Source organism: Micromonospora sp. M42 (assembly GCF_000568915.1).
In the GTDB taxonomy this organism is placed as follows: Bacteria; Actinomycetota; Actinomycetes; order Mycobacteriales; family Micromonosporaceae; genus Micromonospora; species Micromonospora chalcea.
In genome coordinates, this window is record NZ_KK037233.1 from 1,050,376 (window position 1) to 1,071,945 (window position 21,570).

At 72.5% G+C, this 21,570-nt stretch carries 22 protein-coding genes; 10 read left to right on the forward strand and 12 right to left on the reverse strand.

The genetic code is table 11. The features are described from left to right. Positions 1 to 114 precede the first annotated feature (114 nt). Both MCBG_RS04505 and MCBG_RS04510 read left to right on the forward strand, forming a co-directional pair. Positions 115 to 1,089: a daunorubicin resistance protein DrrA family ABC transporter ATP-binding protein gene (locus MCBG_RS04505; RefSeq protein WP_043324118.1), complete on the forward strand. Its 975-nt coding sequence runs from the start codon at positions 115 to 117 to the stop codon at positions 1,087 to 1,089. Then, positions 1,086 to 2,198 carry an ABC transporter permease gene (locus MCBG_RS04510; RefSeq protein ID WP_223201069.1) on the forward strand — a complete coding sequence of 371 codons (1,113 nt, stop codon included), beginning with the start codon at positions 1,086 to 1,088 and terminating at the stop codon, positions 2,196 to 2,198. Before MCBG_RS04505 ends, MCBG_RS04510 begins: the two co-directional genes overlap by 4 nt. A gap of 86 nt (positions 2,199 to 2,284) precedes the next feature. On the opposite strand, the gene MCBG_RS04515 is transcribed toward MCBG_RS04510, so the two are convergent. Genes MCBG_RS04515 through MCBG_RS04540 form a run of 6 tightly spaced genes read right to left on the reverse strand, consistent with a single transcriptional unit; the run spans position 2,285 to position 8,949 of the window. Next, positions 2,285 to 3,619 carry a glutamate mutase L gene (locus tag MCBG_RS04515; RefSeq protein ID WP_043324119.1) on the reverse strand — a complete coding sequence of 445 codons (1,335 nt, stop codon included), beginning with the start codon at positions 3,617 to 3,619 and terminating at the stop codon, positions 2,285 to 2,287. Then, a complete protein-coding gene (locus MCBG_RS04520; protein ID WP_043324122.1) occupies positions 3,616 to 4,008 on the reverse strand; it encodes a 3-aminobutyryl-CoA ammonia lyase in 393 nt (130 codons plus the stop codon). The genes MCBG_RS04515 and MCBG_RS04520 overlap by 4 nt, the downstream gene beginning before the upstream one ends. Continuing rightward, complete coding sequence (locus MCBG_RS04525; RefSeq protein ID WP_043324123.1) at positions 4,005 to 4,760, reverse strand: lysine 5,6-aminomutase subunit beta; 756 nt, start codon at positions 4,758 to 4,760, stop codon at positions 4,005 to 4,007. Before MCBG_RS04525 ends, MCBG_RS04520 begins: the two co-directional genes overlap by 4 nt. Further along, on the reverse strand, positions 4,753 to 6,315 hold the full coding sequence (locus tag MCBG_RS04530; protein WP_043324125.1) for a lysine 5,6-aminomutase subunit alpha: 1,563 nt from the start codon (positions 6,313 to 6,315) through the stop codon (positions 4,753 to 4,755). Before MCBG_RS04530 ends, MCBG_RS04525 begins: the two co-directional genes overlap by 8 nt. After that, complete coding sequence (locus MCBG_RS04535) at positions 6,312 to 7,883, reverse strand: amidohydrolase (protein WP_043324127.1); 1,572 nt, start codon at positions 7,881 to 7,883, stop codon at positions 6,312 to 6,314. Before MCBG_RS04535 ends, MCBG_RS04530 begins: the two co-directional genes overlap by 4 nt. Before the next feature lie 4 nt (positions 7,884 to 7,887). After that, on the reverse strand, positions 7,888 to 8,949 hold the full coding sequence (locus MCBG_RS04540) for an L-erythro-3,5-diaminohexanoate dehydrogenase (RefSeq protein ID WP_043324129.1): 1,062 nt from the start codon (positions 8,947 to 8,949) through the stop codon (positions 7,888 to 7,890). A gap of 143 nt (positions 8,950 to 9,092) precedes the next feature. Between MCBG_RS04540 and MCBG_RS04545 the strand changes: the two genes are divergently transcribed. Continuing rightward, a complete protein-coding gene (locus MCBG_RS04545) occupies positions 9,093 to 10,499 on the forward strand; it encodes a KamA family radical SAM protein (RefSeq protein ID WP_043324131.1) in 1,407 nt (468 codons plus the stop codon). A 59-nt stretch (positions 10,500 to 10,558) separates the two neighbouring features. Here MCBG_RS04545 and MCBG_RS04550 read toward each other — a convergent pair whose 3' ends face one another. Further along, the gene (locus MCBG_RS04550) at positions 10,559 to 10,753 is read right to left on the reverse strand and encodes a CsbD family protein (protein WP_043324133.1); all 195 of its coding nucleotides are present in this window, start codon (positions 10,751 to 10,753) and stop codon (positions 10,559 to 10,561) included. 160 nt (positions 10,754 to 10,913) lie between these two features. Between MCBG_RS04550 and MCBG_RS04555 the strand changes: the two genes are divergently transcribed. Further along, the gene (locus MCBG_RS04555) at positions 10,914 to 11,525 is read left to right on the forward strand and encodes a histidine phosphatase family protein (RefSeq protein WP_043324135.1); all 612 of its coding nucleotides are present in this window, start codon (positions 10,914 to 10,916) and stop codon (positions 11,523 to 11,525) included. Here the strand turns inward: MCBG_RS04555 and MCBG_RS04560 are convergent. The 5 genes from MCBG_RS04560 to MCBG_RS04580 are packed head-to-tail and all read right to left on the reverse strand — an operon-like array spanning position 11,458 to position 14,731. Further along, positions 11,458 to 11,961, reverse strand: a complete 504-nt coding sequence (locus MCBG_RS04560) for an Lrp/AsnC family transcriptional regulator (protein WP_043330145.1) — start codon at positions 11,959 to 11,961, stop codon at positions 11,458 to 11,460. The two genes, MCBG_RS04555 and MCBG_RS04560, sit on opposite strands and share 68 nt — an antisense overlap. A 59-nt stretch (positions 11,962 to 12,020) precedes the next feature. Beyond that, the gene (locus MCBG_RS04565; RefSeq protein WP_030502405.1) at positions 12,021 to 12,236 is read right to left on the reverse strand and encodes a DUF433 domain-containing protein; all 216 of its coding nucleotides are present in this window, start codon (positions 12,234 to 12,236) and stop codon (positions 12,021 to 12,023) included. Between the two features lie 9 nt (positions 12,237 to 12,245). Next, the gene (locus MCBG_RS04570; RefSeq protein WP_043324138.1) at positions 12,246 to 13,388 is read right to left on the reverse strand and encodes an acyl-CoA dehydrogenase family protein; all 1,143 of its coding nucleotides are present in this window, start codon (positions 13,386 to 13,388) and stop codon (positions 12,246 to 12,248) included. After that, complete coding sequence (locus tag MCBG_RS04575) at positions 13,385 to 14,494, reverse strand: M24 family metallopeptidase (RefSeq protein WP_043324140.1); 1,110 nt, start codon at positions 14,492 to 14,494, stop codon at positions 13,385 to 13,387. The genes MCBG_RS04570 and MCBG_RS04575 overlap by 4 nt, the downstream gene beginning before the upstream one ends. Positions 14,495 to 14,503: 9 nt before the next feature. Further along, positions 14,504 to 14,731: a hypothetical protein gene (locus MCBG_RS04580; RefSeq protein ID WP_043324142.1), complete on the reverse strand. Its 228-nt coding sequence runs from the start codon at positions 14,729 to 14,731 to the stop codon at positions 14,504 to 14,506. A gap of 91 nt (positions 14,732 to 14,822) precedes the next feature. On the opposite strand from MCBG_RS04580, the gene MCBG_RS04585 reads away from it, so the two are divergent. The 6 genes from MCBG_RS04585 (at position 14,823) to MCBG_RS04610 (ending at position 21,568) form a co-directional block, all read left to right on the forward strand. After that, positions 14,823 to 15,203, forward strand: a complete 381-nt coding sequence (locus tag MCBG_RS04585) for a YccF domain-containing protein (RefSeq protein WP_051611482.1) — start codon at positions 14,823 to 14,825, stop codon at positions 15,201 to 15,203. Positions 15,204 to 15,653: 450 nt separating this feature from the next. Continuing rightward, positions 15,654 to 16,376, forward strand: a complete 723-nt coding sequence (locus MCBG_RS04590) for an FkbM family methyltransferase (protein WP_051611484.1) — start codon at positions 15,654 to 15,656, stop codon at positions 16,374 to 16,376. Positions 16,377 to 16,604: 228 nt separating this feature from the next. After that, positions 16,605 to 17,606, forward strand: coding sequence for a LacI family DNA-binding transcriptional regulator (locus MCBG_RS04595; protein WP_043324146.1), 1,002 nt, complete (start codon positions 16,605 to 16,607; stop codon positions 17,604 to 17,606). 117 nt (positions 17,607 to 17,723) lie between these two features. After that, on the forward strand, positions 17,724 to 19,400 hold the full coding sequence (locus MCBG_RS04600) for an ABC transporter substrate-binding protein (protein ID WP_043324148.1): 1,677 nt from the start codon (positions 17,724 to 17,726) through the stop codon (positions 19,398 to 19,400). A gap of 87 nt (positions 19,401 to 19,487) precedes the next feature. After that, on the forward strand, positions 19,488 to 20,594 hold the full coding sequence (locus tag MCBG_RS04605) for an ABC transporter ATP-binding protein (RefSeq protein WP_043324149.1): 1,107 nt from the start codon (positions 19,488 to 19,490) through the stop codon (positions 20,592 to 20,594). Further along, a complete protein-coding gene (locus tag MCBG_RS04610) occupies positions 20,591 to 21,568 on the forward strand; it encodes an ABC transporter permease (protein ID WP_043324151.1) in 978 nt (325 codons plus the stop codon). The genes MCBG_RS04605 and MCBG_RS04610 overlap by 4 nt, the downstream gene beginning before the upstream one ends. Positions 21,569 to 21,570: the final 2 nt, after the last annotated feature.

Consider the following 21,570-nt stretch of genomic DNA (forward strand, 5'->3'; position numbering starts at 1 on the left):
CTCGGGGCGCGGGCCTGCCCCGGCAGCGGGCGCTGGCGCTGGTCGACGGGCGATGACCGGCCCGGTGCGCGCGCGGTGCGCGCCCGGTCAGCGCCGGCGGTGACGCTTGCCGGCATGAGCGACGACACGACGGCCGTACTGGCCGACGGGATACGAAAACGGTACGGCCGCACCACCGCCCTAGACGGCTTCGACCTGGCCGTGCCGGCCGGCACGGTGTACGGGGTGCTCGGCCCGAACGGGGCGGGCAAGACCACTGCGGTGCGGGTCCTCACCACGCTGCTGCGGTTCGACGCCGGCCGGGCCCGGGTGGCCGGGTACGACGTGGCCTCCGAACCGGACCGGGTCCGTGAGGCGATCAGCCTGACCGGGCAGTACGCGGCGGTCGACGAGGTGCTCAGCGGGCGGCAGAACCTGGTGCTGTTCGGGCGGCTGCGGCGGCTGTCCGCGCGCCGGGCCCGCGACCGCGCCGAGGAGCTGCTGGACCGGTTCGGGTTGACCGAGGCGGCGGACCGGTCGGCGGGCGGCTACTCCGGTGGGATGCGCCGCCGCCTGGATCTGGCGGCCAGCCTGGTGGTGCCGCCGCGGGTGCTGTTCCTCGACGAGCCGACCACCGGCCTGGACCCGCGCAGCCGCAACGGTCTGTGGTCGGCGGTGCGGGAACTGGTCGCCGACGGCACGACCGTGCTGTTGACCACCCAGTACCTGCAGGAGGCCGACCACCTCGCCGACCGGGTGTGCGTCATCGACTCCGGCCGGGTCGTGGCCGAGGGCACCCCGGAGCGGTTGAAGGCCCGCATCGGCGCGGACCGGCTGGAGCTGATGGTCCGCGACGCGGCGGACCTGCCCACGGCGGCGGCGGCGGTGGAACGCGCCACCGGCGCGGCCGTGACGGTGGACGCGGAGCTGCGGCGCGTCGACGCGCCGGTGGCCGACCGGATCGCCGTGCTCATGACAGTGCTGCGGACCCTGGAGGACGCCGGGGTGGCGGTGGAGGACGTGCTGGTGCGCCGGCCGACGCTGGACGAGGCGTTCCTGCGCCTGACCGGCGGCCGGTTCGACGCGCAGCGGCTGGAGGTGGCGTCGTGAGGGCGCTGACCGACGGGTGGCTGATGGCGGGCCGGAACATGCGGCACGTGGTCCGCGCCCCGGAGGAGATCATCATCTACTTCAGCCTGCCGATCATGTTCGTGCTGGTGTTCGGCTACGTGTTCGGCAGCGGCATGTCCGTGCCGGGCGGCGGCAACTACCGGGAGTTCCTGCTGCCCGGCGTGTTCGTGATGACGATGCTCTACGGGCTCGGCGCGACCGCGTCGGCGATCGCGGCGGACGCCGGCCGGGGCGTGGTGGACCGGTTCCGGTCACTGCCGATGGCCCGTTCGGCGCTGCTGTCCGGCCGCGCCGGCGCCGACCTGGTACGCGCGTGCCTGGAGATGACCACGCTGGTGGTGTGCGGGCTGCTGGTGGGCTGGCAGTGGCGCGACGGAGTCGGCCCGGCCCTGACGGCGGTGGCGCTGATCCTGCTGCTGCGCGTCGCGATGACCTGGGTGGGCATCCTGTTCGGGCTGCTCGTGCCGAACCCGGACACGGTCGCGGTGGTGGTGTTCCCGCTGGCGTTCCCGCTGACCGCCCTGTCCAACGTGTTCGTGGCGCCGGAGCTGATGCCGGACTGGCTGGGCGCGATCGCCGCGTGGAATCCGCTGTCGGCGACGGTGGCGGCGGCCCGGGACCTGTTCGGCAACCCGGGCCTGAGCGGGGACTCGTGGCCGGCCCGGCACGCGCTGGAACTGGCGGTCGCCTGGCCGCTGGCGCTGATCGCGGTGACCGCACCGGCGCGGTGCGCCGCTACCGGCGGCTCGGCCGCTGACACGGGGAGCATCGGGGGGATGAAATCGGGGCGCGGCCGAAGCCGCGCCCCGATGCTCCCAGGCCCTTCCCGGCCGGTGGGGCGAAGACGATCAGCGCCGACCTTCGGACCGACCCGACGTGGACTGGCTGCCCCCGCCTGGCCGTTGTCTACTGGCCGTGCCTCTCACCTTGCCCGTACACCGGTAACCGCGGCCGGTTCGCGCCGCCCCGCCGACCCCCGCCCGCTGGACCTGGCCGCCGCAACCTTCCGGTCGCTCGGCCAGCGGACGAAGGGACGAAGCGAACAACAGCCGCTTCCCGTGGTAGGACTCAAAGACGGTACGGCGTAGACCCCCGCCGCTGTCAACCCACCCGGGCCTGTCGTGTGTTGCGACACGGCGTGTCGCGTCGGCGCGTCTCGATTCCTGAGCGCGGTTCAGGCGCCGAGGTGGTGCCGCAGCATCGCCGCCGCCGCACCCGGATGATCGTCGGCGAGCAGCCCGGCGGCGGCCAGCACGTAGTCCACGTCGACGACCGGGCGGGCCGCCCGCGGCAACGCCCACCCGCCGGCGTGGTCGGTGAGCACCGCGTCGAGCACCGCCGCCGCGTCATCCGGGTCGGCGTGCCGCAGCACCCCGCCGGAGCCGACGAGCAGCTTCACCTCCCGCAGGTCCCGCCCGGCCCGCTCCCCCGTCGCCGCCCCACGGGCGTGCCGCCGCAGCGCCACCGTCGCCGCGAGGGCCGCGATGTGCCGGTCCGCGGCCCGGTCGGCGTCACCGGCGGGCAGGAAACCCGGGTCGGCGGCCCGGACCGCCGCCGCGGCCGCCAGCTCCGCCTCGCCGGCCGCGTCGAGCAGCCGCTCCTCGACCGCGGCACGCACCACACCCGGCGCGCTCCACCGCATGCCCAGGTCACCTTCGACGGTGCGGGCCCGCCACAGCGTCCCCGCCACCTCCTGGCTGGGGCCGCTGTCCCGCTCGTCGGGGGTGAGCACCGAGTACACGTCGGTGGTCGCGCCACCCACGTCCACCACCGCGAGGTCACCGCCGAGCGTCCCGGCGAGGACTTCCACGCCGGTCAGCACCGCGTCGGGGGTGGCGGCGCGGACCAGCCGCGCGAACCGCGTACCCCGGGACAGCTTCTTGCCGCCGATGACGTGCCGCAGGAACACCTCCCGGATCGCCGCCCGCGCCGACGACGGCTCCAGCACCCCAATGCGCGGCAGCACGTTGTCCGCCACCGTCACCGGCACCCCCGCGCCGGCCAGCAGCGCGTGCAGCTCGTCACGCACGTCGGCGTTGCCCGCCAGGACCACCGGCACCCGCAAGCGGGCCTTCGCCAGCCGCGTCGCGTTGTGCGTCACCGTCTCGGCATCGCCGCCGTCGGTGCCGCCGACGAGCAGCACCACGTCCGGACGGGCCGCCCGCAACGCCGCCACGTCCGCCCCGGACAACCGTCCCGCCGCCACGTGCACCACGTTCGCGCCCGCCGACAGACCGACCCGCCGGCCCGCCTGAGCGGTGACGAGGGGCTCGTAACCCACCACCGCCAGGCGCAGCCCACCCCCGGCCGACGAACACACGTACCAGGGCGCCTCAGCGACCCCGGCCGACGCGGTGGCCGCGCCGACCGCGGCGTCCAGACCGTGCAGCACGTCAGTGCCCACAGTGGTCGGCGCGGACGCCGCCGCGACCAGCCGGCCGCCGTCGAGGTCCACCACCGCGGCCTTCGTGTACGTCGACCCAACGTCGGCGCAGACGACGACGCTCACGGCCGTTGGGGCACGACCACCGTGCCGGTCGCGGTGACCGCCACGATCGGCTCGCCGAGCACCTCGGCGGCCGACTCGCCCTTGTCCGGGCGGCCCCGGCACACCACGGTCGCGGCGAAGTCGATCGTGCGGCTGCGGGTGCCCACCCGGGTCACCGTCGCCGTCACCTCCAGCACGTCACCGGCCTTCATCGGCGCCCGGAACTGCACGTCCGCGTACGAGGCGAACAACCCCTCGTCGCCGTCGGTACGGATGCACACCTCGGTCGCCACGTCCCCGAACAACCCCAGCGCGTACGCCCCGTCGACCAGGTTCCCCGCGTAGTGGGCGTGGGAGTACGGCACGTACCGGCGGTGGGTGACTGTCAGACCGACACGCGGATCGCTCATGCGACGTTCGCCTTCCTGGAGGTGATCAAAGCGTGGACGAGGTAACTGGCCACCTCGCCCGGAGTGGTGCCACGCCCGAAGATCCGGTCCACGCCCAGCTCGCCGGTCATCGTCTCGTCGAACCGCGGCCCACCGACGATCAGCAGCGGCCGGCGCCCGGCCGGCATCGCCTCCCGGAACGCCGCCGACATCTCCCGCGTGTTGTGCAGATGCGCGTCGCGCTGCGTCACCACCTGCGACACCAGCACCGCGTCGGCGCGCTCCCGCCGGGCCGCCTCGACCAGTTCCGGCACGCTCACCTGCGCGCCCAGGTTCGTGACCTTCAGCTCCCGGTAGTACTCCAGGCCCTTCTCCCCGGCGATGCCCTTGACGTTGAGGATCGCGTCGATGCCCACGGTGTGCGCGTCCGTGCCGATGCAGGCGCCCACCACCGACAGCTTGCGGCGCAGCCGCCGCTTCACCACCGCGTTGACCTCCTTGGCCGACAGCAGCGGATAGTCACGCTCCACCACCTGCACCTTCGCCAGGTCCACCAGGTGGTTCACCCGCCCGTACACCACGAAGAACGTGAACCCGTCACCGATCGGTTTGGCGTGCACCAGCATCGCCGGGTCCATGCCCATCTTGTTCGCCAGCTGCACCGCCGCGCCCTCGGCCCGCTTGTCGTGCGGCACCGGCAACGTGAACGACACCTGCACCATGCCGTCACCGGTGGTGTCCCCGTACGGCCGCACAACCGTCTTCTCACTCATGGGGCTGCTCCAGGATCTCCGTGGCCGGGTTGTAGTAGTCCGCCTCGTGCCGGGCCACGCCGTCCAGGCCCTTCCCGCGGTCCGCCGGCCGCTTCATGATCCCGAACGTGCCCTCGGCGATCGCCGTCAGCAACGACTGGTCCCCGATGCGCTCCAGCAGGTCCACCGCCTCACCGAGCACCCGGTGCGCCCGCGCCTGGATGAACCCGCCCGGCGCCGGCACGAAGTCCTCGTGCAACCCGCCCGCCGCGCCCAGCACGTACCGCACGTTCTGCAGCGCGATGTCCCGGTCCGACAGCCACGGCGTCACCACCGCCTCGGTCATCATCCCCACCAGCAGAATCCCCTGCCCGGTCATCGTGCCCACCAGGTTGAAGAACCCGTCCAGCAGGTTGCCCCGGAACACGTCACCGGTCATGTGCTTCGTCGGCGGCATCCACTTCAACGGCGCGTCCGGGAACAACTCCCGCGCCAGCAGCGCGTGCGCCAACTCCAACCGGAACGACTCCGGCACGTCCGGGTTGATCTCGAACGCGTGCCCCAGCCCCAGCTGCCAGTCCGCCAGCCCCGCCTCGTGCGCGAAGAACTCGTTCAGCAGCTGCGACACCGTAACCGTGTGCGCCTCGTCCACCGCGTCAGCGGTGGTCAGGTAGTTGTCCTCGCCGGTGTTGATGATGATCCCCGCCCGCGCGTGCACCTGCCGCGAGAACCGCTGGTCCACGAACGTGCGGATCGGGTTGATGTCGCGGAACAGAATCCCGTACATCGAGTCGTTGAGCATCATGTCCAGCCGCTCCAGGCCGGCCAGCGTCGCCATCTCCGGCATGCACAGACCCGACGCGTAGTTCGTCAACCGCACGTACCGGCCCAGCTCCTTGGACGTCTCGTCCAGTGCCGCCCGCATCAGCCGGAAGTTCTCCTGCGTCGCGTACGTGCCCGCGAACCCCTCCCGGGTCGCCCCCTCCGGCACGTAGTCCAGCAGCGACTGCCCCGTCGACCGGATCACCGCGATCACATCGGCGCCGGCCCGCGCCGCCGCCTGCGCCTGCGGAATGTCCTCGTAGATGTCACCCGTGGCCACGATCAGGTAGATCCACGGCCGACGCGCCGGATCCCCGAACCGCTTCACCAAGCGGTCCCGCTCCGCACGCCGCCGGTCGATGCTGCGGATCCCCGCCGCGACCGCCTTGCGCGACGCCCGCCGCGCCGCCGTCGCCGCCTTCCCCGACGGCTGCGCGAACCGCACCGACCCGGCCGCCGCCTTCTGCGCCAGCAACGTCACATCGGCGATGCCCTCACGCGCCAGCGCGTCGAACACCGGCGCCGCCACCCCGTGCCCCAGCCCCACGTCCGCGACCACCGCGTCGACGAGGCGGTTCACCCACGGAATGCCGTCCGGGTCCGCGCCGGTCACCCCGGCCAGCCGCAGCACCGCCCGCTCCACCGACACCGTGGTGTGGCTACGCGCCAGATCCACCACCGGCTGCCCGGCCCGGCGCGCCAACTCCCGCGCCCGCGCCACCAACGCCGGATCCAGCCCAAGCTTGCCTGTCACGAAGACCCTTCCTGATAGATCACGTCACCGCGCAACACAGTGGTCCGGCACACCGGCAGCGGCGTCGGATCCTCCGGCCCCCGCAACTCCGGATCCTCGGCCAGCACCACCGGCAGCCCCCGCTCCACGCCCGCCGGGGTGTCCCACACCGCGAACGTCGCCGGCGCCCCCAACGCCAGCACACCCTCGTTGTCCAGGTGCACCGCCCGCCACCCGCCGCGCGTGTGCGCCGCGAACGCCGCCCGCACACTCATCCGCTGCGCCGGGTTGTGATGCGCCGCCGCCGCCCGCACCGACCCCCACGGATCCAGCGGCGTCACCGGCGAGTCCGACCCGAACGCCAACGCCACCCCGACGCCGTGCATCGCGCCCATCGGATTCGACTCCAGCGACCGCGCCAACCCCAGCCGCGACTCGTACATCCGGCCCGCGCCGCCCCACAACCTGTCGAACGCCGGCTGCATCGACGCCACGATCCCGTACTCCACGAACCCGGCGATCAACGCCTTGCTCATGATCTCCGCGTGCTCCACCCGGTGCCGCGCCGCCCGCAACCGGTCCACACCCAGCGACCGCGCCGCCAGCCCGAAACCCTCCAGCACCGTGCCGATCGCCGCGTCCCCGATCGCGTGGAACCCGCCCTGCAAGCCGTGCGCCGCACAGTCCAGCAGATGATCACGAACCTGCTCCGCCGACACGTACCCGTGTCCGCACGCCCCCGCCTCACCGTCCAGGTACGCCGCCGACACGTGCGCCGTCCGCGAACCCAGCGCCCCGTCGGCGAACAGGTCACCACCCGCACCCACCGCGCCCAACTCCCGGGCCTTCGCCGCACCCAGCAGCTCACCCCAGTACCCGTACACCTCCGGCACCCCGGCCCCCGAGATCGCCAACAGCCCGGTGAAGTCCTCCTCGTCGGAAATGTCCGGCCCACCGCACTCGTGCACCGCCGCGACACCCAGCGACGCCGCGTGCGCCAGGGCCCGCCGCTGCGCCGCCACCCGCTGCGCCCGCGAAACCGACGCGAACGCCGCCGCCCGCACCACATGGTGCGCGTCGCGCCGCAACCACCCCGACGCCTCGTACCCGGCCGCCGACACCACCTCCGGGCACGCCGCCAGCAACGCCGCCGACACCAGCGCCGAATGGATCGACGCCTGCGACAGATACACCCGCCGCCCACCGGCCGCCCGATCCAGCGCCGCCGCATCCGGCAACACCGGATCCGCCCAGCCCGACTCGTCCCAGCCGTGCCCCAGCACCACCGCGTCACCCGGCAGACCCGCCGCGAACGCCGACACCGCCTCCAGCAGCCCACCCGCCGACCGCACCGCCGACAGATCAAGCCCCGACAACGCCAACCCGGTATCAGTCGCGTGCACGTGCGCGTCCACGAACGCCGGCGTCACCAGCGCACCGCCCAGCTCCACCACCCGGTCCGCCCGCGGCGCCTCCGCGTCCGTGCCCAACCAGGCGATCCGCCCGTCCCGCACCAGCAGCGCCGTCGCGCTCGGGTCGGCCGGACAGTGCAGCACTCCACCGCGATACAGCGTCGAGGGGTTCGTCATGGTCTCAGTCTGCCGCCAGACGCGCCTCGAACAGACCGCGCACCCCCGGCTCGGTCCGCAACAAATCCAGCGCCAGCGCCGCGTGCCCCGGCACATACCCGTTGCCCACCAGCATCGTCACGTCCGCCGCCAGGCCCTCCGCACCAAGCGCCGCCGCCGCGAAGCTCGTCGCCATCGAGAAGAAGATCACCGTACCGCCGTCCGCCGTGGCCAGCACCGCGCCGTGCTCACACCCCGGCACGTCCACGCACACCACAGTCACATCCGCCGGCACCCCCAGCGCCGTCGTCACCGCCGTCGACAGCCCCACCGGATCCCGCGCGTCGGCCAGCGCCACCACGTCGGCCAGCCCGGCCGCCGCCAGCGCGTCCCGCTCCGCGGCCACCGGAACCACCCCGACGGTACGGGCAGCGCCCGCCCGCCGCGCCGCCGCCAGCGACAGCGACCCGCTCTTGCCGGCCCCGCCGATCACCGCCACCGACACCGGACGCGAATCACCCTCACGCGAGCGCCGCGCCACCTGCTCGGCCACCACCCGCGCGGTGAGCGCCGGCGCCCCGCACACGTCCAGCACGGCGAGGGACAACTCGGGGTGCAGGTCCGCCGGCAACACCGCCGCGATCGACCGCGCGAACAGGATCGCGTACCCGTCACACGGCACCTGCTCGCTGCGCCCGTCCCAGCGGGCCAGCCCGTCGAGGATCGTCAGCGGCGTCAGCGTCAGCGACACGAGCGTCGCCACCCGGTCGCCCGCCTTCAGCCCCAGCGGCGACCGGCGGCCCGCCTCCTCGACGGTGCCGATCAGCATCCCGCCGGAACCGGTCACCGGGTTCTGCATCTTCCCCCGGGTCGACACGATCTCCAGCACCTCGGCGCGGACCTTCTCCCCGTCGCCGCCGTGCTTCTCCGCCAACTGCCGGAAGCTCGCCGCGTCCAGGTTCAGCCGCTCGACCCGGATCCGCACCTCGTTCGCCGCGATCCGCGGGTCCGGGTCCAGCCGCCAGGCCGCCTGCGGGAGCACCCCCGCCGGTTCCACGACTCGGTGCAGTCCCACCGGTGACGTCACGCCGACCCCCTATGTCCAGCCGCCCGAACCCCTGGTCAGGACTCGCATCGCGGGAAAACTTACGGCAGACTAATTTCTTCACCGCAGATTTTCCAGTAGCCTACGCATCCGTTGATCAACCCGCACACTGACGAGGAGGGGCCGTGACCCAGACCCAACCGGTGGAGACCATCCCGACGCCCCGCCACGCGCCGGTCGCCGTCCCGGCCGCCGGACAGCCCTACGAATACCGCCGCGCGCCCCTCGTCGAACCCGACTGGACCCGGTTCCCCGGCTGGCGCCACGTCACCCGCGACCAGTGGGAGAGCGCCCAGTGGCAGCGGGTCAACTGCGTCAAGAACATCAAGCAGCTGCGCGCCGTCCTCGGCGACACCGTCGACGAGACCTTCTACGCCGACCTGGAGGCCGACCAGAAGGCGCTGGCCACCATGTCCATGCTGGTGCCGCCGCAGATGCTCAACACCATGGTGCCGTTTGAGCCGATGAGCACCGAGGCGCTGCTCGCCGACCCGATCCGCCGCTACATGATCCCGGTCGCCTCCGACCGCCGCACCGACTGGCCGTCGCACCCGTACGCCAGCCGCGACAGCCTCCACGAACACGACATGTGGGTCGCCGAGGGCCTCACCCACCGCTACCCCACCAAGGTCCTCGCCGAACTGCTCTCCACCTGCCCGCAGTACTGCGGCCACTGCACCCGCATGGACCTCGTCGGCAACTCCACCCCCGCCGTCGACAAGCTCAAGCTCACCCTCAAGCCCGTCGACCGCTACGACGCCCACATCACCTACCTCAAGGCCCACCCCGGGGTACGCGACGTGGTCGTCTCCGGCGGCGACGTCGCCAACGTGCCGTGGCGCAACCTCGAGTCGTACCTGATGCGCCTGCTGGAGATCGAGACGATCCGCGACATCCGGCTCGCCACCAAGGCGCTCATGGGCCTGCCCCAGCACTGGCTCCAGCCCGACGTGGTCGAGGGCCTGGAACGGGTCGCCCGCACCGCCGCCCGCCGCGGCGTCAACCTGGCCATCCACACCCACGTCAACCACGCCCAGTCGCTGACCCCGCTGGTAGCCAAGGCCGCCCAGACCGCGCTCGACGTCGGCGTACGCGACGTGCGCAACCAGGGCGTGCTCATGCGCGGCGTCAACGCCACCAGCGCCGACCTGCTCGACCTGTGCTTCGCGCTGCAGGGCGAGGCGGGCATCCTGCCGTACTACTTCTACATGTGCGACATGATCCCCAACGCCGAGCACTGGCGCGTCCCGGTGTGGCACGCCCAGCAGCTCCAGCACGACATCATGGGCTACCTGCCCGGCTACGCCACCCCGCGGATCGTCTGCGACGTGCCGTTCGTCGGCAAGCGGTGGGTGCACATGCTCACCGACTACGACCGTGAGCGCGGCATCTCGTACTGGACGAAGAACTACCGCACCTCGATCGAGTCGGCCGACCTGGAGGCGCTGAACAAGCGCTACGCCTACTACGACCCGATCGACACGCTGCCCGAGGCCGGCCAGGCCTGGTGGCTCGCCCACCGCGACGACTGACCCCGGACACCCGAACGGCGGGCCACCTCTGCGATGAGGTGGCCCGCCGTTCCGCGTACTCACTTGTTGAAGGCGTCCTTGACGTCGCGGCCCGCCTGCTTGGCGTGCTCCCCGGCCTGCCGGGCCCGGGCCGCGCTCTGCTCGGAGGCGCCCTCGGCGCGCAACCGCTCGTTGTCGGTCACGTCGCCGATCCGCTCCTTGGCCATGCCGCTCATCTCCTGGGCCTTGTTCTTCGCCTTGTCGGTGAAGCTCATGTCGCCCTCCTCGTTCCGGCTGAGCGTTGCTCTTGTCGCGTCCCCGGTGACTGTCGGGTGAAACGCCGTTGCGCTGCGCACATCGCGTAATGCGTCCTAGGACAATAGGTTGAAGGCTGGACGCCCGGCCGACGCCGACCCACCGTGGTTGACTGGGCCGGTGAACGAGATCCTGCTGATCCGGCACGGCGAGACGACCTGGAGCGCCGCCCACCGGCACACCTCGTACACCGACCTGGAGCTGACCCCCGACGGCGAGCGGCAGGCCCGCGCGCTGGCTCCCCTGCTCGCCGGCCGGCGCTTCGCCCGCGTGCTGTCCAGCCCCCGGCAGCGCGCCACCCGCACCGCCGCTCTGGCCGGGCTCGCCGTCGACGCGATCGAGCCCGACCTCGCCGAATGGCACTACGGCGAGTACGAGGGACGCACCAGCGCGGACATCCAGACCGAGCGGCCCGGCTGGTCGATCTGGACCGACGGCGGCCCCGGCGGGGAGTCACCGGAACAGGTGGGCGCCCGCCTGGACCGCGTGCTGGACCGGGTCGCGCCGCTGCTGGCGCAGGGCGACGTGGCGCTGGTCGGGCACGGCCACAGCCTGCGGGTGCTCGGGGCACGCTGGATCGGGCTCCCGCCGTCGGCCGGCGGACTGCTGCGGCTGGACACCGCCACGCTCAGCGTGCTCGGGCACGAGCACGGCCGGCGGGTGATCAGGCGGTGGAACCTGCCGGCTCCGCCGACGGGCGCGGACGACCCCGGCCGGTCAGCTCGCCACTGATCTTCGGCGGCCGGTTCTCGTACGGCGTCGACAGCACCACAGTGGTGCGCGTGGTGACGTTCGCCGAGGTGCGGATCTCCTGCAGCACCCGCTCCAGGTCGGCCGGACCGGCCACCCGCACCAGCAGGAGATAGAAGTCCTCCCCCGCCACCGAGTAGCACGAGTCGATCTCGGGCAGGTGCGCCAGCCGCTCCGGCGCGTCGTCCGGCTGCGACGGGTCGAACGGCCGGATCGCCACGAACGCGGTCAGCGGCAGGTCCAGCGCCTCGAACGACACCCGCGCGGCGTACCCCTTGATCACCCCGCGCTGCTCCAGCCGGCGGACCCGCTGGTGCACGGCCGACACCGACAGGCCCACCCGCTCGGCCAGGTCCGTGTACGACAGCCGACCGTCCCCGGTCAGCGCGGCGACGATGGCGCGGTCGATCTCCTCCACGCGCTGCACAGTAGCCGGTAAAACGCTCTCCCGCCGCACCCGGCCCGCCGTGGTGACGCTCAGCGCGCCGTCCGGTCGCGTACCGCGTCCGCGGCGTAGTTCAGCACCTCCGCCATGTCCTCCTCGTCCAGGAACGGCAGGTCGGTGAGGATGTCCGTGACGGACATGCCCTCGGCCATCATGGCCAGCAGGGTGGCCACGGGGATGCGCGACTGCCGCACGCAGGGCGCACCCCCCATGACGTCGGGGTCGGCGGTGATCCGGGGGAAGGTCACCGCGACAGGCTAGCCCTTGGCCAGCGCGCGCGAGATCACCAGCCGCTGGATCTGGTTGGTGCCCTCCACGATCTGCAGCACCTTCGCCTCACGCATGTACCGCTCGACCGGGTGGTCGGCGACGTACCCGGCGCCGCCGAGCACCTGCACCGCGTCGGTGGTCACCCGCATCGCCACGTCGGTGGCGAACAGCTTCGCCTTCGCCGCCTCGATCGAGTACGGGCGGCCCGCGTCGCGCAGCCGCGCGGCCGCAAGCGTGAGCGCCCGCGCGGCGGAGATCTGGGTGGCCGCGTCGGCCAGGTTGAACCCGAGCCCCTGGAAGTCGATGATCGCGCGGCCGAACTGGCGCCGCTCCCGGGCGTAGCCGACCGCGTAGTCCAGCGCGCCCTGGGCCAGGCCCACCGCGCACGCGGCGATGCCCAGCCGGCCGGAGTCCAGCGCCGACATGGCGATGGTGAACCCGGCGCCCTCGCCGCCGATCAGCCGCTCCGCCGGCACCCGGGCGTCGTCGAACGCGATCTGCGCGATCGGGGAGGCGTGCAGGCCCATGGTGCGCTCGGCGGCCTGCGGGTGGATGCCCGGCGTGGCCCGGTCGGCCAGCAGGCAGGAGATGCCCTTCGGGCCGGGACCGCCGGTGCGGCAGAAGATGTTGTAGAAGTCGGCGACCCGGGCGTGCGTGATCCACGCCTTGGTGCCGGTGACCACGTACTCGTCGCCGTCGCGCACCGCCCGCGTGGTCAGGGCCGCCGCGTCCGAACCACCCTGCGGCTCGGAGAGACAGTACGCCCCGAGCAGCTCCCCACCGATCATGTCCGGCAGCAGTTTGCGCTGCTCGTCGGTGCCGAACTGGGCCACCGGATAGCAGGACAGCGTGTGCACGCTGACCGCCTCGGCCACTGCCAGCCACCGGCTGGCGAGGATCTCCAGCACCTGCAGGTACACCTCGTACGGCTGGGCGGCGCCGCCGTGCTCCTCGGCGTACGGCAGGCCGAGCAGCCCGGCGCGGCCCAGTGTGCGCAGCACCTCCCGGGGGAACTCGGCGCGGGTCTCGAAACCGGCGGCGGCCGGGGCCAGCTCCCGGTCGGCGAGTTCGGTGGCGAGGTCCAGCAGGTCGTGGGCCTCGTCGGTGGGCAGGATCCGGTCGACGTTCATAGCGCGATGAGCTCCGTGGGGGTGGTGTTGAGCCGTTGCCCGCCGTCCGTCGTGCAGACGACGATGTCCTCGATCCGGGCGCCGTGCCGCCCGGCGAGGTAGATCCCGGGTTCGACCGAGAAAGCCATGCCGGCCTCGAGGGGCCGGGGGTTGCCGGTCACCACGTACGGCTCCTCGTGGCCGTCGAGGCCGATGCCGTGACCGGTGCGGTGCAGGAAGGCGTCGCCGAAACCGGCGGCGGTGATGACGTCGCGGGCGACCGCGTCGAGGGCCTCGGCGGTCACGCCCGGCGCGACGGCGGCCACGGCGGCGCGCTGGGCCTCCCACAGCACCGCGTAGTAGTCGGTGAACTCGGCGGGCGCCGGGCCGCCGGCCACGTACGTGCGGGTGCAGTCGGAGCGGTAGCCCGACGGCATGGTGCCGCCGATGTCGACCACCACCGGCTCGCCGACGCCGATCGGACGGTCCGAGACACCGTGGTGCGGGCTCGCGCCGTTCGGGCCGGCGGCGACGATGACGAAGTCGACAGTGGCGTGCCCGGCGGCCCGGATCGCGGCGGCCAGGTCGGCGGCGACCTCCCGCTCGGTGCGGCCGGGACGCAGCCACTCGGCCATCCGCCGGTGCACCGCGTCGATCGCGGCGCCCGCCTCGGCCAGCGCGGCCACCTCGGCCGGCGACTTGCGGATCCGCATCTCGCGCAGCACGTCGGAGGCGAGCCGCTGCGCCGCGCCGGGCAGCACGTCGCGCAGCGCGAGGACCTGCTGCGCCCACATCCGGTCGGCCAGCCCCACCGCGCGGACCGGGCCGGGCAGCGCCGCGCGCACCAGCGGCCACGGGTCGGCGCCGTCGGCGTGGTCGACGATCCGGTACCCGGTGCCCGGCGCGGCCTCGGCGTCCGGCCGCTCCAGCACCGGCACGATCAGCGTCGGCTCACCCTCGGCGGGCAGCACCAGGCAGGTCAGCCGCTCCCCCTCGCGGGCGTCGTAGCCGGTCAGGTAGCGCAGGTCCGAGCCCGGGGTGAGCAGCAGCGCGTCCAGGCCCGCCGTTGCGGCGGCGCGCTGGGCCTCGGCGAGTCGCCCGGCCGGGTACAGATCGTCGGTTCCCACAACCGAAGCTTAACGGTCGTTTGGGCCAGCGCGGGAGTCCGGTTGATGCTCGAAGCCGAGGCCCGCCGCGCGGGCCCGGCCGGCCTGCTCGGCGGCCTCCCGCGCCCGGGCCCGCGCGATGTCCGGCAGGCGACCGGCCAGGAAGTCGCGGTGCAGCAGCGCCACGATGAAGTACCGGCGCAGCCGCTCGTACGACTCCCGGAACTCCCGGCGCGCCGCCGGAGCGACAGGGGTCACAGGCACGACGGCTCGGGCTCGATCACGCCCTCCTCTACCCGCCGCTCGCACCGATATGCGCGCGCTTGCGGGCACGAGCGACCATGGAGTGGTGATCCGCTTTCTGCTGAACCTGCTGTGGCTCGTCTTCGGCGGCGGCTTCGTCCTGGCCCTCGGCTACGGCGTCGCCGCCCTGGTCTGCTTCGTCCTGGTCGTCACCATCCCCTTCGGTGTCGCCTCACTGCGCCTCGCCTCGTATTCGCTGTGGCCGTTCGGGCGCACGATCGTGCGCAAGCCGGGCGCCGGGCTTCCCTCCGGCCTGGCCAACGTGCTCTGGGTGGTGCTGGCCGGCTGGTGGCTGGCCCTGTCGCACATCCTCGCCGGCGTCGCGCTCTGCGTGACGATCATCGGTATCCCGTTCGGCGTGGCGAACTTCAAGCTGGTCCCGGCGGCGCTGTGGCCGCTCGGCCAGGAGGTCGTCGAGAACCCGTAACCCCTCCTCGCCACGCGGGTCCACCCGCCACTGGAACGCCATGGGTGTCTCCGGCCCTGTTTGACACCCATGGCGTTCCACTCTGCGACGGTTACGCGGCGAGTTGACGTTCGCACCCGAGGACGACCCCCACGATCTCGGCAACCGAGATCGGCGTCCCGCGCCACGGGACGGCTTGGAGATCTTGGTACGGAGTCGCCCCTCCGAGGGCCGTCTCGTACCAAGATCTCGCAGGTAACGAACGCGAGCACCGAAGGCGCGCCGCAGCGGCCAGTTCCCCGTTCGCGGTGAGCGGCCGGGCTCACCATCCCTACAGCATCCTAGGAGGATGGGGTGTTGGCGGGCGCCGGCCGCCGGAAGGATGCGAATGCGGCTCGCACCAACGCCTCGCTGGCTAGCGTCGGGAGGGTGCGGGACGGGGTGATCGAGACACTGAAGGCGGACCCGGCGATGTCGGGACTGCGCCGGTCGCTGGACTTCTACCACGGCGACCCGGCACGCGACGCCGCGCTCGACCGGTTCTACGCCCCGCTCGTGCACGCCGGTGACCTGGTCTTCGACGTCGGCGCGCACGTGGGCGACCGGCTCGGCAGCTTCCGCCGTCTCGGCGCGACGGTGGTGGCCGTCGAGCCGCAGCCGTTGTGCGCGCGGGCGCTGCGCGAGCTGTACGCGGGCGACGAACAGGTGACTGTGGTCGAGGCGGCGTGCGGGCGTACCGCCGGGCCGGTGCGGCTGCACGTGAACTCGGCCAACCCGACGGTCTCCACCGCCTCCCCTGGGTTCGTCCGCGCCGCCGACGGCGCGCCCGGCTGGGCGGGCGAGACCTGGGACGCGCAGATCGAGGTGCCCGGCACCACGCTCGACGCGCTGATGGCCGCGTACGGCGTGCCGGCGTTCGTGAAGATCGACGTGGAGGGCTTCGAGGACGCCGTGCTGGCCGGGCTGAGCCGGCCGGTCCCGGCGTTGTCGTTCGAGTTCACCACCATCGCCCGGGTGGCGGCGGCCCGCTGCCTGGACCGGCTCACCGCGCTGGGCTTCACCCGCTTCACCGCGGCGATCGGCGACGAGACGACGTTCGCGCTGCCGGGCTGGCGGCCGGCCGCCGAGGTGGCCGCGTACCTGGGGACGCTGCCGGACGAGGCCAACTCCGGCGACGTGTACGCCCGCCCCTGAACCTCCACTTCGGACCAGGCGCGATCGGGCCGGAAGGCATCGACCCTGCTCATCGCGCGGATCGGCACTGACGCAGCCCGGGCGCTTTTTTCACAGCTCGAACTTAGCTATACATCGTTACCCATCTGTGATTGACGTGACCCGCGCCACTTGGGTTGACTGCCACGGAACCGCTTCCGCAACCGGTTCCGAAACATCCCGCTCATCCCTTCGACCCGGGAGCGCCACGTGCCGATCACGATCGCCGACGTCGCCGCCCGCGCCGGGGTGAGCAAGACGACGGTGTCCCGGGTGCTGAACGGCAAGGGCGAGGTGCACCTGCGCACCGCCGACCGGGTCCGCGCCGTGATCAACGACCTCGGGTACGTGCCGAGCGCCCGCGCGGTCGGGCTGGCCCGCGGGCGTACCCGGGTGGTCGGCATGCTGGTGCCGGCGCTGACCTGGCCCTGGATGGGCGAGGTGCTCCAGGGCGCGGCCGACGTGGTCGAGGCCGCCGGCTACGGCATGCTGCTGTTCACCTGCACCCACGGCGACGAGTCGATGCGCCGCTTCGCCTCCCAGGTGTCGGCCAAGTCGTTCGACGGGCTGCTCGTGGTCGAACCAGAGGGGACGCTCGACTACATCACCGAGCTGCACCGGCGCGGCCTGCCGGTCATCCTCATCGACGACCGGGGACACCAACCCGGCTTCCCGTCCGTGCGCACCACGAACGAAGCGGGGGCGCGGGCCGCCGCGACGCACCTGCTGGCGCTCGGACGGCGGCGGCCGCTCGTCGTCACCGGCCTGCGCCGGTTCGGCTGCACCCGGGAACGGCTCGCCGGGTTCGCCGGCGCGTACGCCGAAGCCGGCCTGGCGATCGACCCGGGCCGGGTGGTCGAGGGTGACTTCACGTTCGAGTGCGGGCGCGCGGCGGTGCGGCGGCTGCTCGCCGACGGCGTACCCTTCGACGCCGTCTTCGCCCACAACGACCTGTCGGCCGCCGGCGCGCTGCAGGCGCTGCGCGACGCCGGGCGGCGCGTCCCGCAGGACGTCGCGGTGGTCGGCTTCGACGACCTGCCGCTGGCCGGGCACACCCACCCGCCGCTGAGCTCCGTGCGCCAACCGCTGCGGGAGATGGGTACGGCCGCCGCCCGGCTGCTCATCGCCCACCTCGCCGGCACCCCGCTGCCGGAGGGCCCGACCGTCATCCCCACCGGCTTCACCACCCGCGACTCGACCGGCGTCACCTGACCCACCCCGCCGTACCCGGCGACCACGCCGGCGGGCCCGCCCGCCGGTGGCTCCACCGCACACCCTCCATCCACCACATCCCGCCCGAGGAATGCGGGACCACCGAGGGAGACCTCCATGAGAAGACGGCAACTCCTCGCCCTCGCGCTGGCCGGCGCGATGGTCACCACCGCCGCCGCGTGCGGCGACAGCCCGAACGCGAACAAGAAGAGCGGCCAGGCCGCGACGGTGCTGAGCGTCGGCATGCCCAACGGCCCGCAGGCCGAGAACAACAACCCGTTCCTCACCACCTCGGCCGCCGCCTCGCTGGGCTACCGGTGGCAGATCTACGAGCCGCTGATGATGTGGAACCCGGTGAAGCCGGCCGAGCCGTTCAAGCCGTGGCTGGCCACCAAGGCCGAGTGGTCGTCGGACTACAAGTCGGTGAAGGTGACCATCCGCGAGAACGCGACCTGGTCGGACGGGCAGAAGGTCACCGCCGAGGACGTCGCGTTCACCTACAACCTGGTGAAGAAGTTCCCGGCCATCAACGACCAGGGCGTGCCGTACACCGACGCCGTCGCCAGCGGCAACGAGGTCACCATCTCGATGGCCAGCCCGCAGTTCGTCAACCAGCAGAAGGTGCTGTGGCGGGTGCCGATCGTGCCCAAGCACCTGTGGGAGAAGATCGCCGACCCGGCCAGCGACCCGGTGAAGCAGCCGGTCGGCAGCGGCCCGTACACGCTCAAGTCGTTCACCCCGGCGAGCATGACGCTGGCGGTACGCGAGAGCGGCTACTGGCAGGACCTGCCGAAGGTGAAGGAGCTGCGGTACACCTCGTACACCGACAACAGCGCGCAGACCACCGCGCTGGCCAACGGCGAGGCGGAGTGGAGCTTCGTCTTCATCCCGAACTACCAGACCGTGTTCGTGGCCAAGGACCAGAAGAACCACAAGATGTGGGCGCCCCCGGTGCTCGGCATCCACGGTCTCTACCTGAACACCACGAAGAAGCCGTTCGACGACCCGACGCTGCGCAAGGCCATGGACATGGTGATCGACCGGGCGGACATCTTCACCACCGCCGAGGCCGGCTACTTCCACCCCGAGGTCAAGAGCGTGACCGGCCTGCCCAGCCCGGCCGGTGACTCGTTCATCGCGCCCGAGTACAAGGGCCAGGAGCACAAGGTCGACGTCGAGGGCGCCAAGGCGCTGCTCACCGGCGCCGGCTACAAGCTGGACGGCAACACGCTGAAGGACCGCAGCGGCAAGGCCGTCACGATCCGGCTGACCGACCCGGCCGGCTGGTCGGACTACCAGACCAGCCTGGAGATCGTGAAGGGCAACCTGGCGAAGATCGGCATCGCGGCGACCATCGACAAGGCCAACCAGGACGCCTGGTTCCGCAACGTCGAGCAGGGCAACTTCGAGGCCACGTTCCGGTGGACCGAGAGCGGCGCCACGCCGTACGACATCTACCGGACCATCATGGACGGCCGTGTGCTCAAGCCGATCGGCACCGCCTCCCCGGCGGGCAACTTCGGCCGGTTCGACAGCAAGGAGGCCACCGACGCGCTGGTGTCGTACGCCAACGCCACCGACGACGCCACCCGCGCCACCGCACTGGCGACCCTGCAGAAGATCTTCGTCGAGCAGATGCCGATGATCCCGGTCGGCGCGGACAACATCGGCGGCGCGTACAGCACGAAGAACTGGGTCGGCTGGCCGGACGACTCGAACCCGTACGGCGCTCTCCAGCCCACCCAGCCCAACGCGGTGGACGTGGTGCTGCACCTCAAGCCGGCCAACGGCTGACCCGGCGCCGCCAGCCCGGCCACGATCGCCCGGCCGGGCCGGCGGCGCCCGCCCCTCGCTACCGGCAACCCCAGACAGGAATTCGGCATGACGTTGACCGAGAGCGCACCGGCGCCGGCCGACGAGGTGGTGCTGGAGGCCGTCGGCCTGACCAAGCACTTCCCCGTCCGCCGGCGGCTGCGTGACCTTCTCTCCCGGACCCCGGCGGTGGTGCACGCCGTCGACGACGTATCGATCGAGTTGCGCCGTGGCCGGGTGACCGCGCTGGTCGGCGAGTCCGGCTCCGGCAAGTCCACAGTCGCCCGGCTGCTGGCCCAGCTCTACCCGCGCACCGGCGGCGACATCCGGCTGCACGGCCGCTCGACCCGGGTACGCGGCGGACGCCGGTTCCGGGCGTACGTGCGGCGGGTGCAGTTGATCCTGCAGGACCCGTTCGCCTCGCTGAACCCGGTGCACACGGTCCGCTACCACCTGACCCGGTCGCTGCGCATCCACGGCAACGCCGGGACCGGGCCGGACGGGCTGGACAAGGCGCTGGCCGACCTGCTGACCCGGGTCAGCCTGACCCCGCCGGAGCGCTACCTCGACGCGTTCCCGCACGAGCTGTCCGGCGGGCAGCGCCAGCGCGTCGCGATCGCGCGGGCGCTCGGCGCCGACCCGGAGGTGCTGCTCGCCGACGAGCCGGTGTCGATGCTCGACGTGTCGATCCGCCTGGGCGTGCTCAACCTGCTGCAGGACCTCAAGGACCGGCTCGACCTGGCGATCCTCTACATCACCCACGACATCGCCTCGGCCCGCTACTTCGCCGACGAGACGATCGTCATGTACGCCGGGCGAATGGTCGAGGGCGGCGACAGCGAGACCGTCACCCAGCGGCCGGCGCACCCGTACACCCGGTTGCTGATCGAATCGGCGCCGGACCCGGAGCGGATCACCGGCGCGGGCGGCGACGGCGCGGCGGCGGGCGAGCGGGGCCACGGCGAGCCGCCGAGCCTGATCCGCCCGCCGGCCGGCTGCCGGTTCCACCCGCGCTGCCCGGCGGCCATGCCGCGCTGCGCCACCGACCTGCCGCCGCCGATCCCGGTCGACGACGCGCCCGGGCACTGGGCCGCGTGCTGGCTGTTCGACGCCGAGACCGTCGCGGCGCAAAAGGCGGAGAACGCGGAACAGGCCGGAACGGAGACGGCCCGGTGAGGTTCCTGCTGCAACGGGTGGCCTTCTACCTGTTCACCGCCTGGGCGGCGATCACGCTCAACTTCTTCATCCCGCGTATGGTGCCGGGCGACCCGGTCCAGTCGCTGATCTCCCGCAACCAGGGCCGGATCAGCGCCGACGCGATCGCGTCGCTGCGGGTGCTGTTCGGGCTGGACTCCGACCGCTCGCTGTGGGAGCAGTACGTCGCCTACTGGGGACAGCTGCTGCGCGGCGACCTGGGACTGTCGTTCACGTTCTTCCCCGCGCCGGTGTCGGAGGTGATCGGCAGCAGCCTGCCGTGGACGGTCGGCCTGGTCGGCGTCACCACGATCGTGAGTTTCCTGCTCGGCACCGCGCTCGGCGTCGGCGCGGGCTGGCGGCGCGGCTCCTGGATCGACGGACTGCTGCCGGCCACCACGTTCCTGTCCTCGATCCCGTACTTCTGGCTGGGCCTGGTCGCGATCGCGTTGTTCGCCGGGCCGGGCAGCTTCTTCCCGTCCTCCGGCGGCTACGAGCCGGGCCTGGTGCCGGCGTTCGACGCGTACTTCATCCCGAGCGCGATCCAGCACAGCATCCTGCCCGCGGCGACCATCCTGGTGTCGTCGATGAGCGGCTGGATCCTCAGCATGCGCAACATGATGGTGACTGTCGCCAGCGAGGACTACATCACCGTCGCGCACGCCAAGGGGCTCTCCGAGCGCCGGGTGGCGCTCAGCTACGCCGCCCGCAACGCGCTGCTGCCGAACGTGTCCGGGTTCGCGTTGTCGCTCGGTTTCATCGTCGGCGGCACGCTGCTCGTGGAGATCGTCTTCTCGTACCCGGGTCTGGGGTTCCAGCTCTTCCAGGCCGTCGGGTCGAAGGACTACCCGCTCATGCAGGGCATCTTCCTGATCATCACGATCTCGGTGCTGGTGGCGAACCTGCTCGCCGACGTGGCGTACCTGCTCCTCGACCCGCGGACCCGAAAGAGCTGAGC

Excerpts from the sequence above, each read along its gene's own strand:
- MCBG_RS04505 (WP_043324118.1), top strand. The coding sequence starts at position 115 with ATGAGCGACGACACGACGGCCGTACTGGCCGACGGGATACGAAAACGG.
- MCBG_RS04590 (WP_051611484.1), top strand. The coding sequence starts at position 15,654 with ATGTCGGGACTGCGCCGGTCGCTGGACTTCTACCACGGCGACCCGGCA.
- MCBG_RS04570 (WP_043324138.1), bottom strand. The coding sequence starts at position 13,388 with ATGAACGTCGACCGGATCCTGCCCACCGACGAGGCCCACGACCTGCTG.
- MCBG_RS04535 (WP_043324127.1), bottom strand. The coding sequence starts at position 7,883 with ATGACGAACCCCTCGACGCTGTATCGCGGTGGAGTGCTGCACTGTCCG.
- MCBG_RS04520 (WP_043324122.1), bottom strand. The coding sequence starts at position 4,008 with ATGAGCGATCCGCGTGTCGGTCTGACAGTCACCCACCGCCGGTACGTG.
- MCBG_RS04605 (WP_043324149.1), top strand. The coding sequence starts at position 19,488 with ATGACGTTGACCGAGAGCGCACCGGCGCCGGCCGACGAGGTGGTGCTG.
- MCBG_RS04525 (WP_043324123.1), bottom strand. The coding sequence starts at position 4,760 with ATGAGTGAGAAGACGGTTGTGCGGCCGTACGGGGACACCACCGGTGAC.
- MCBG_RS04600 (WP_043324148.1), top strand. The coding sequence starts at position 17,724 with ATGAGAAGACGGCAACTCCTCGCCCTCGCGCTGGCCGGCGCGATGGTC.
- MCBG_RS04550 (WP_043324133.1), bottom strand. The coding sequence starts at position 10,753 with ATGAGCTTCACCGACAAGGCGAAGAACAAGGCCCAGGAGATGAGCGGC.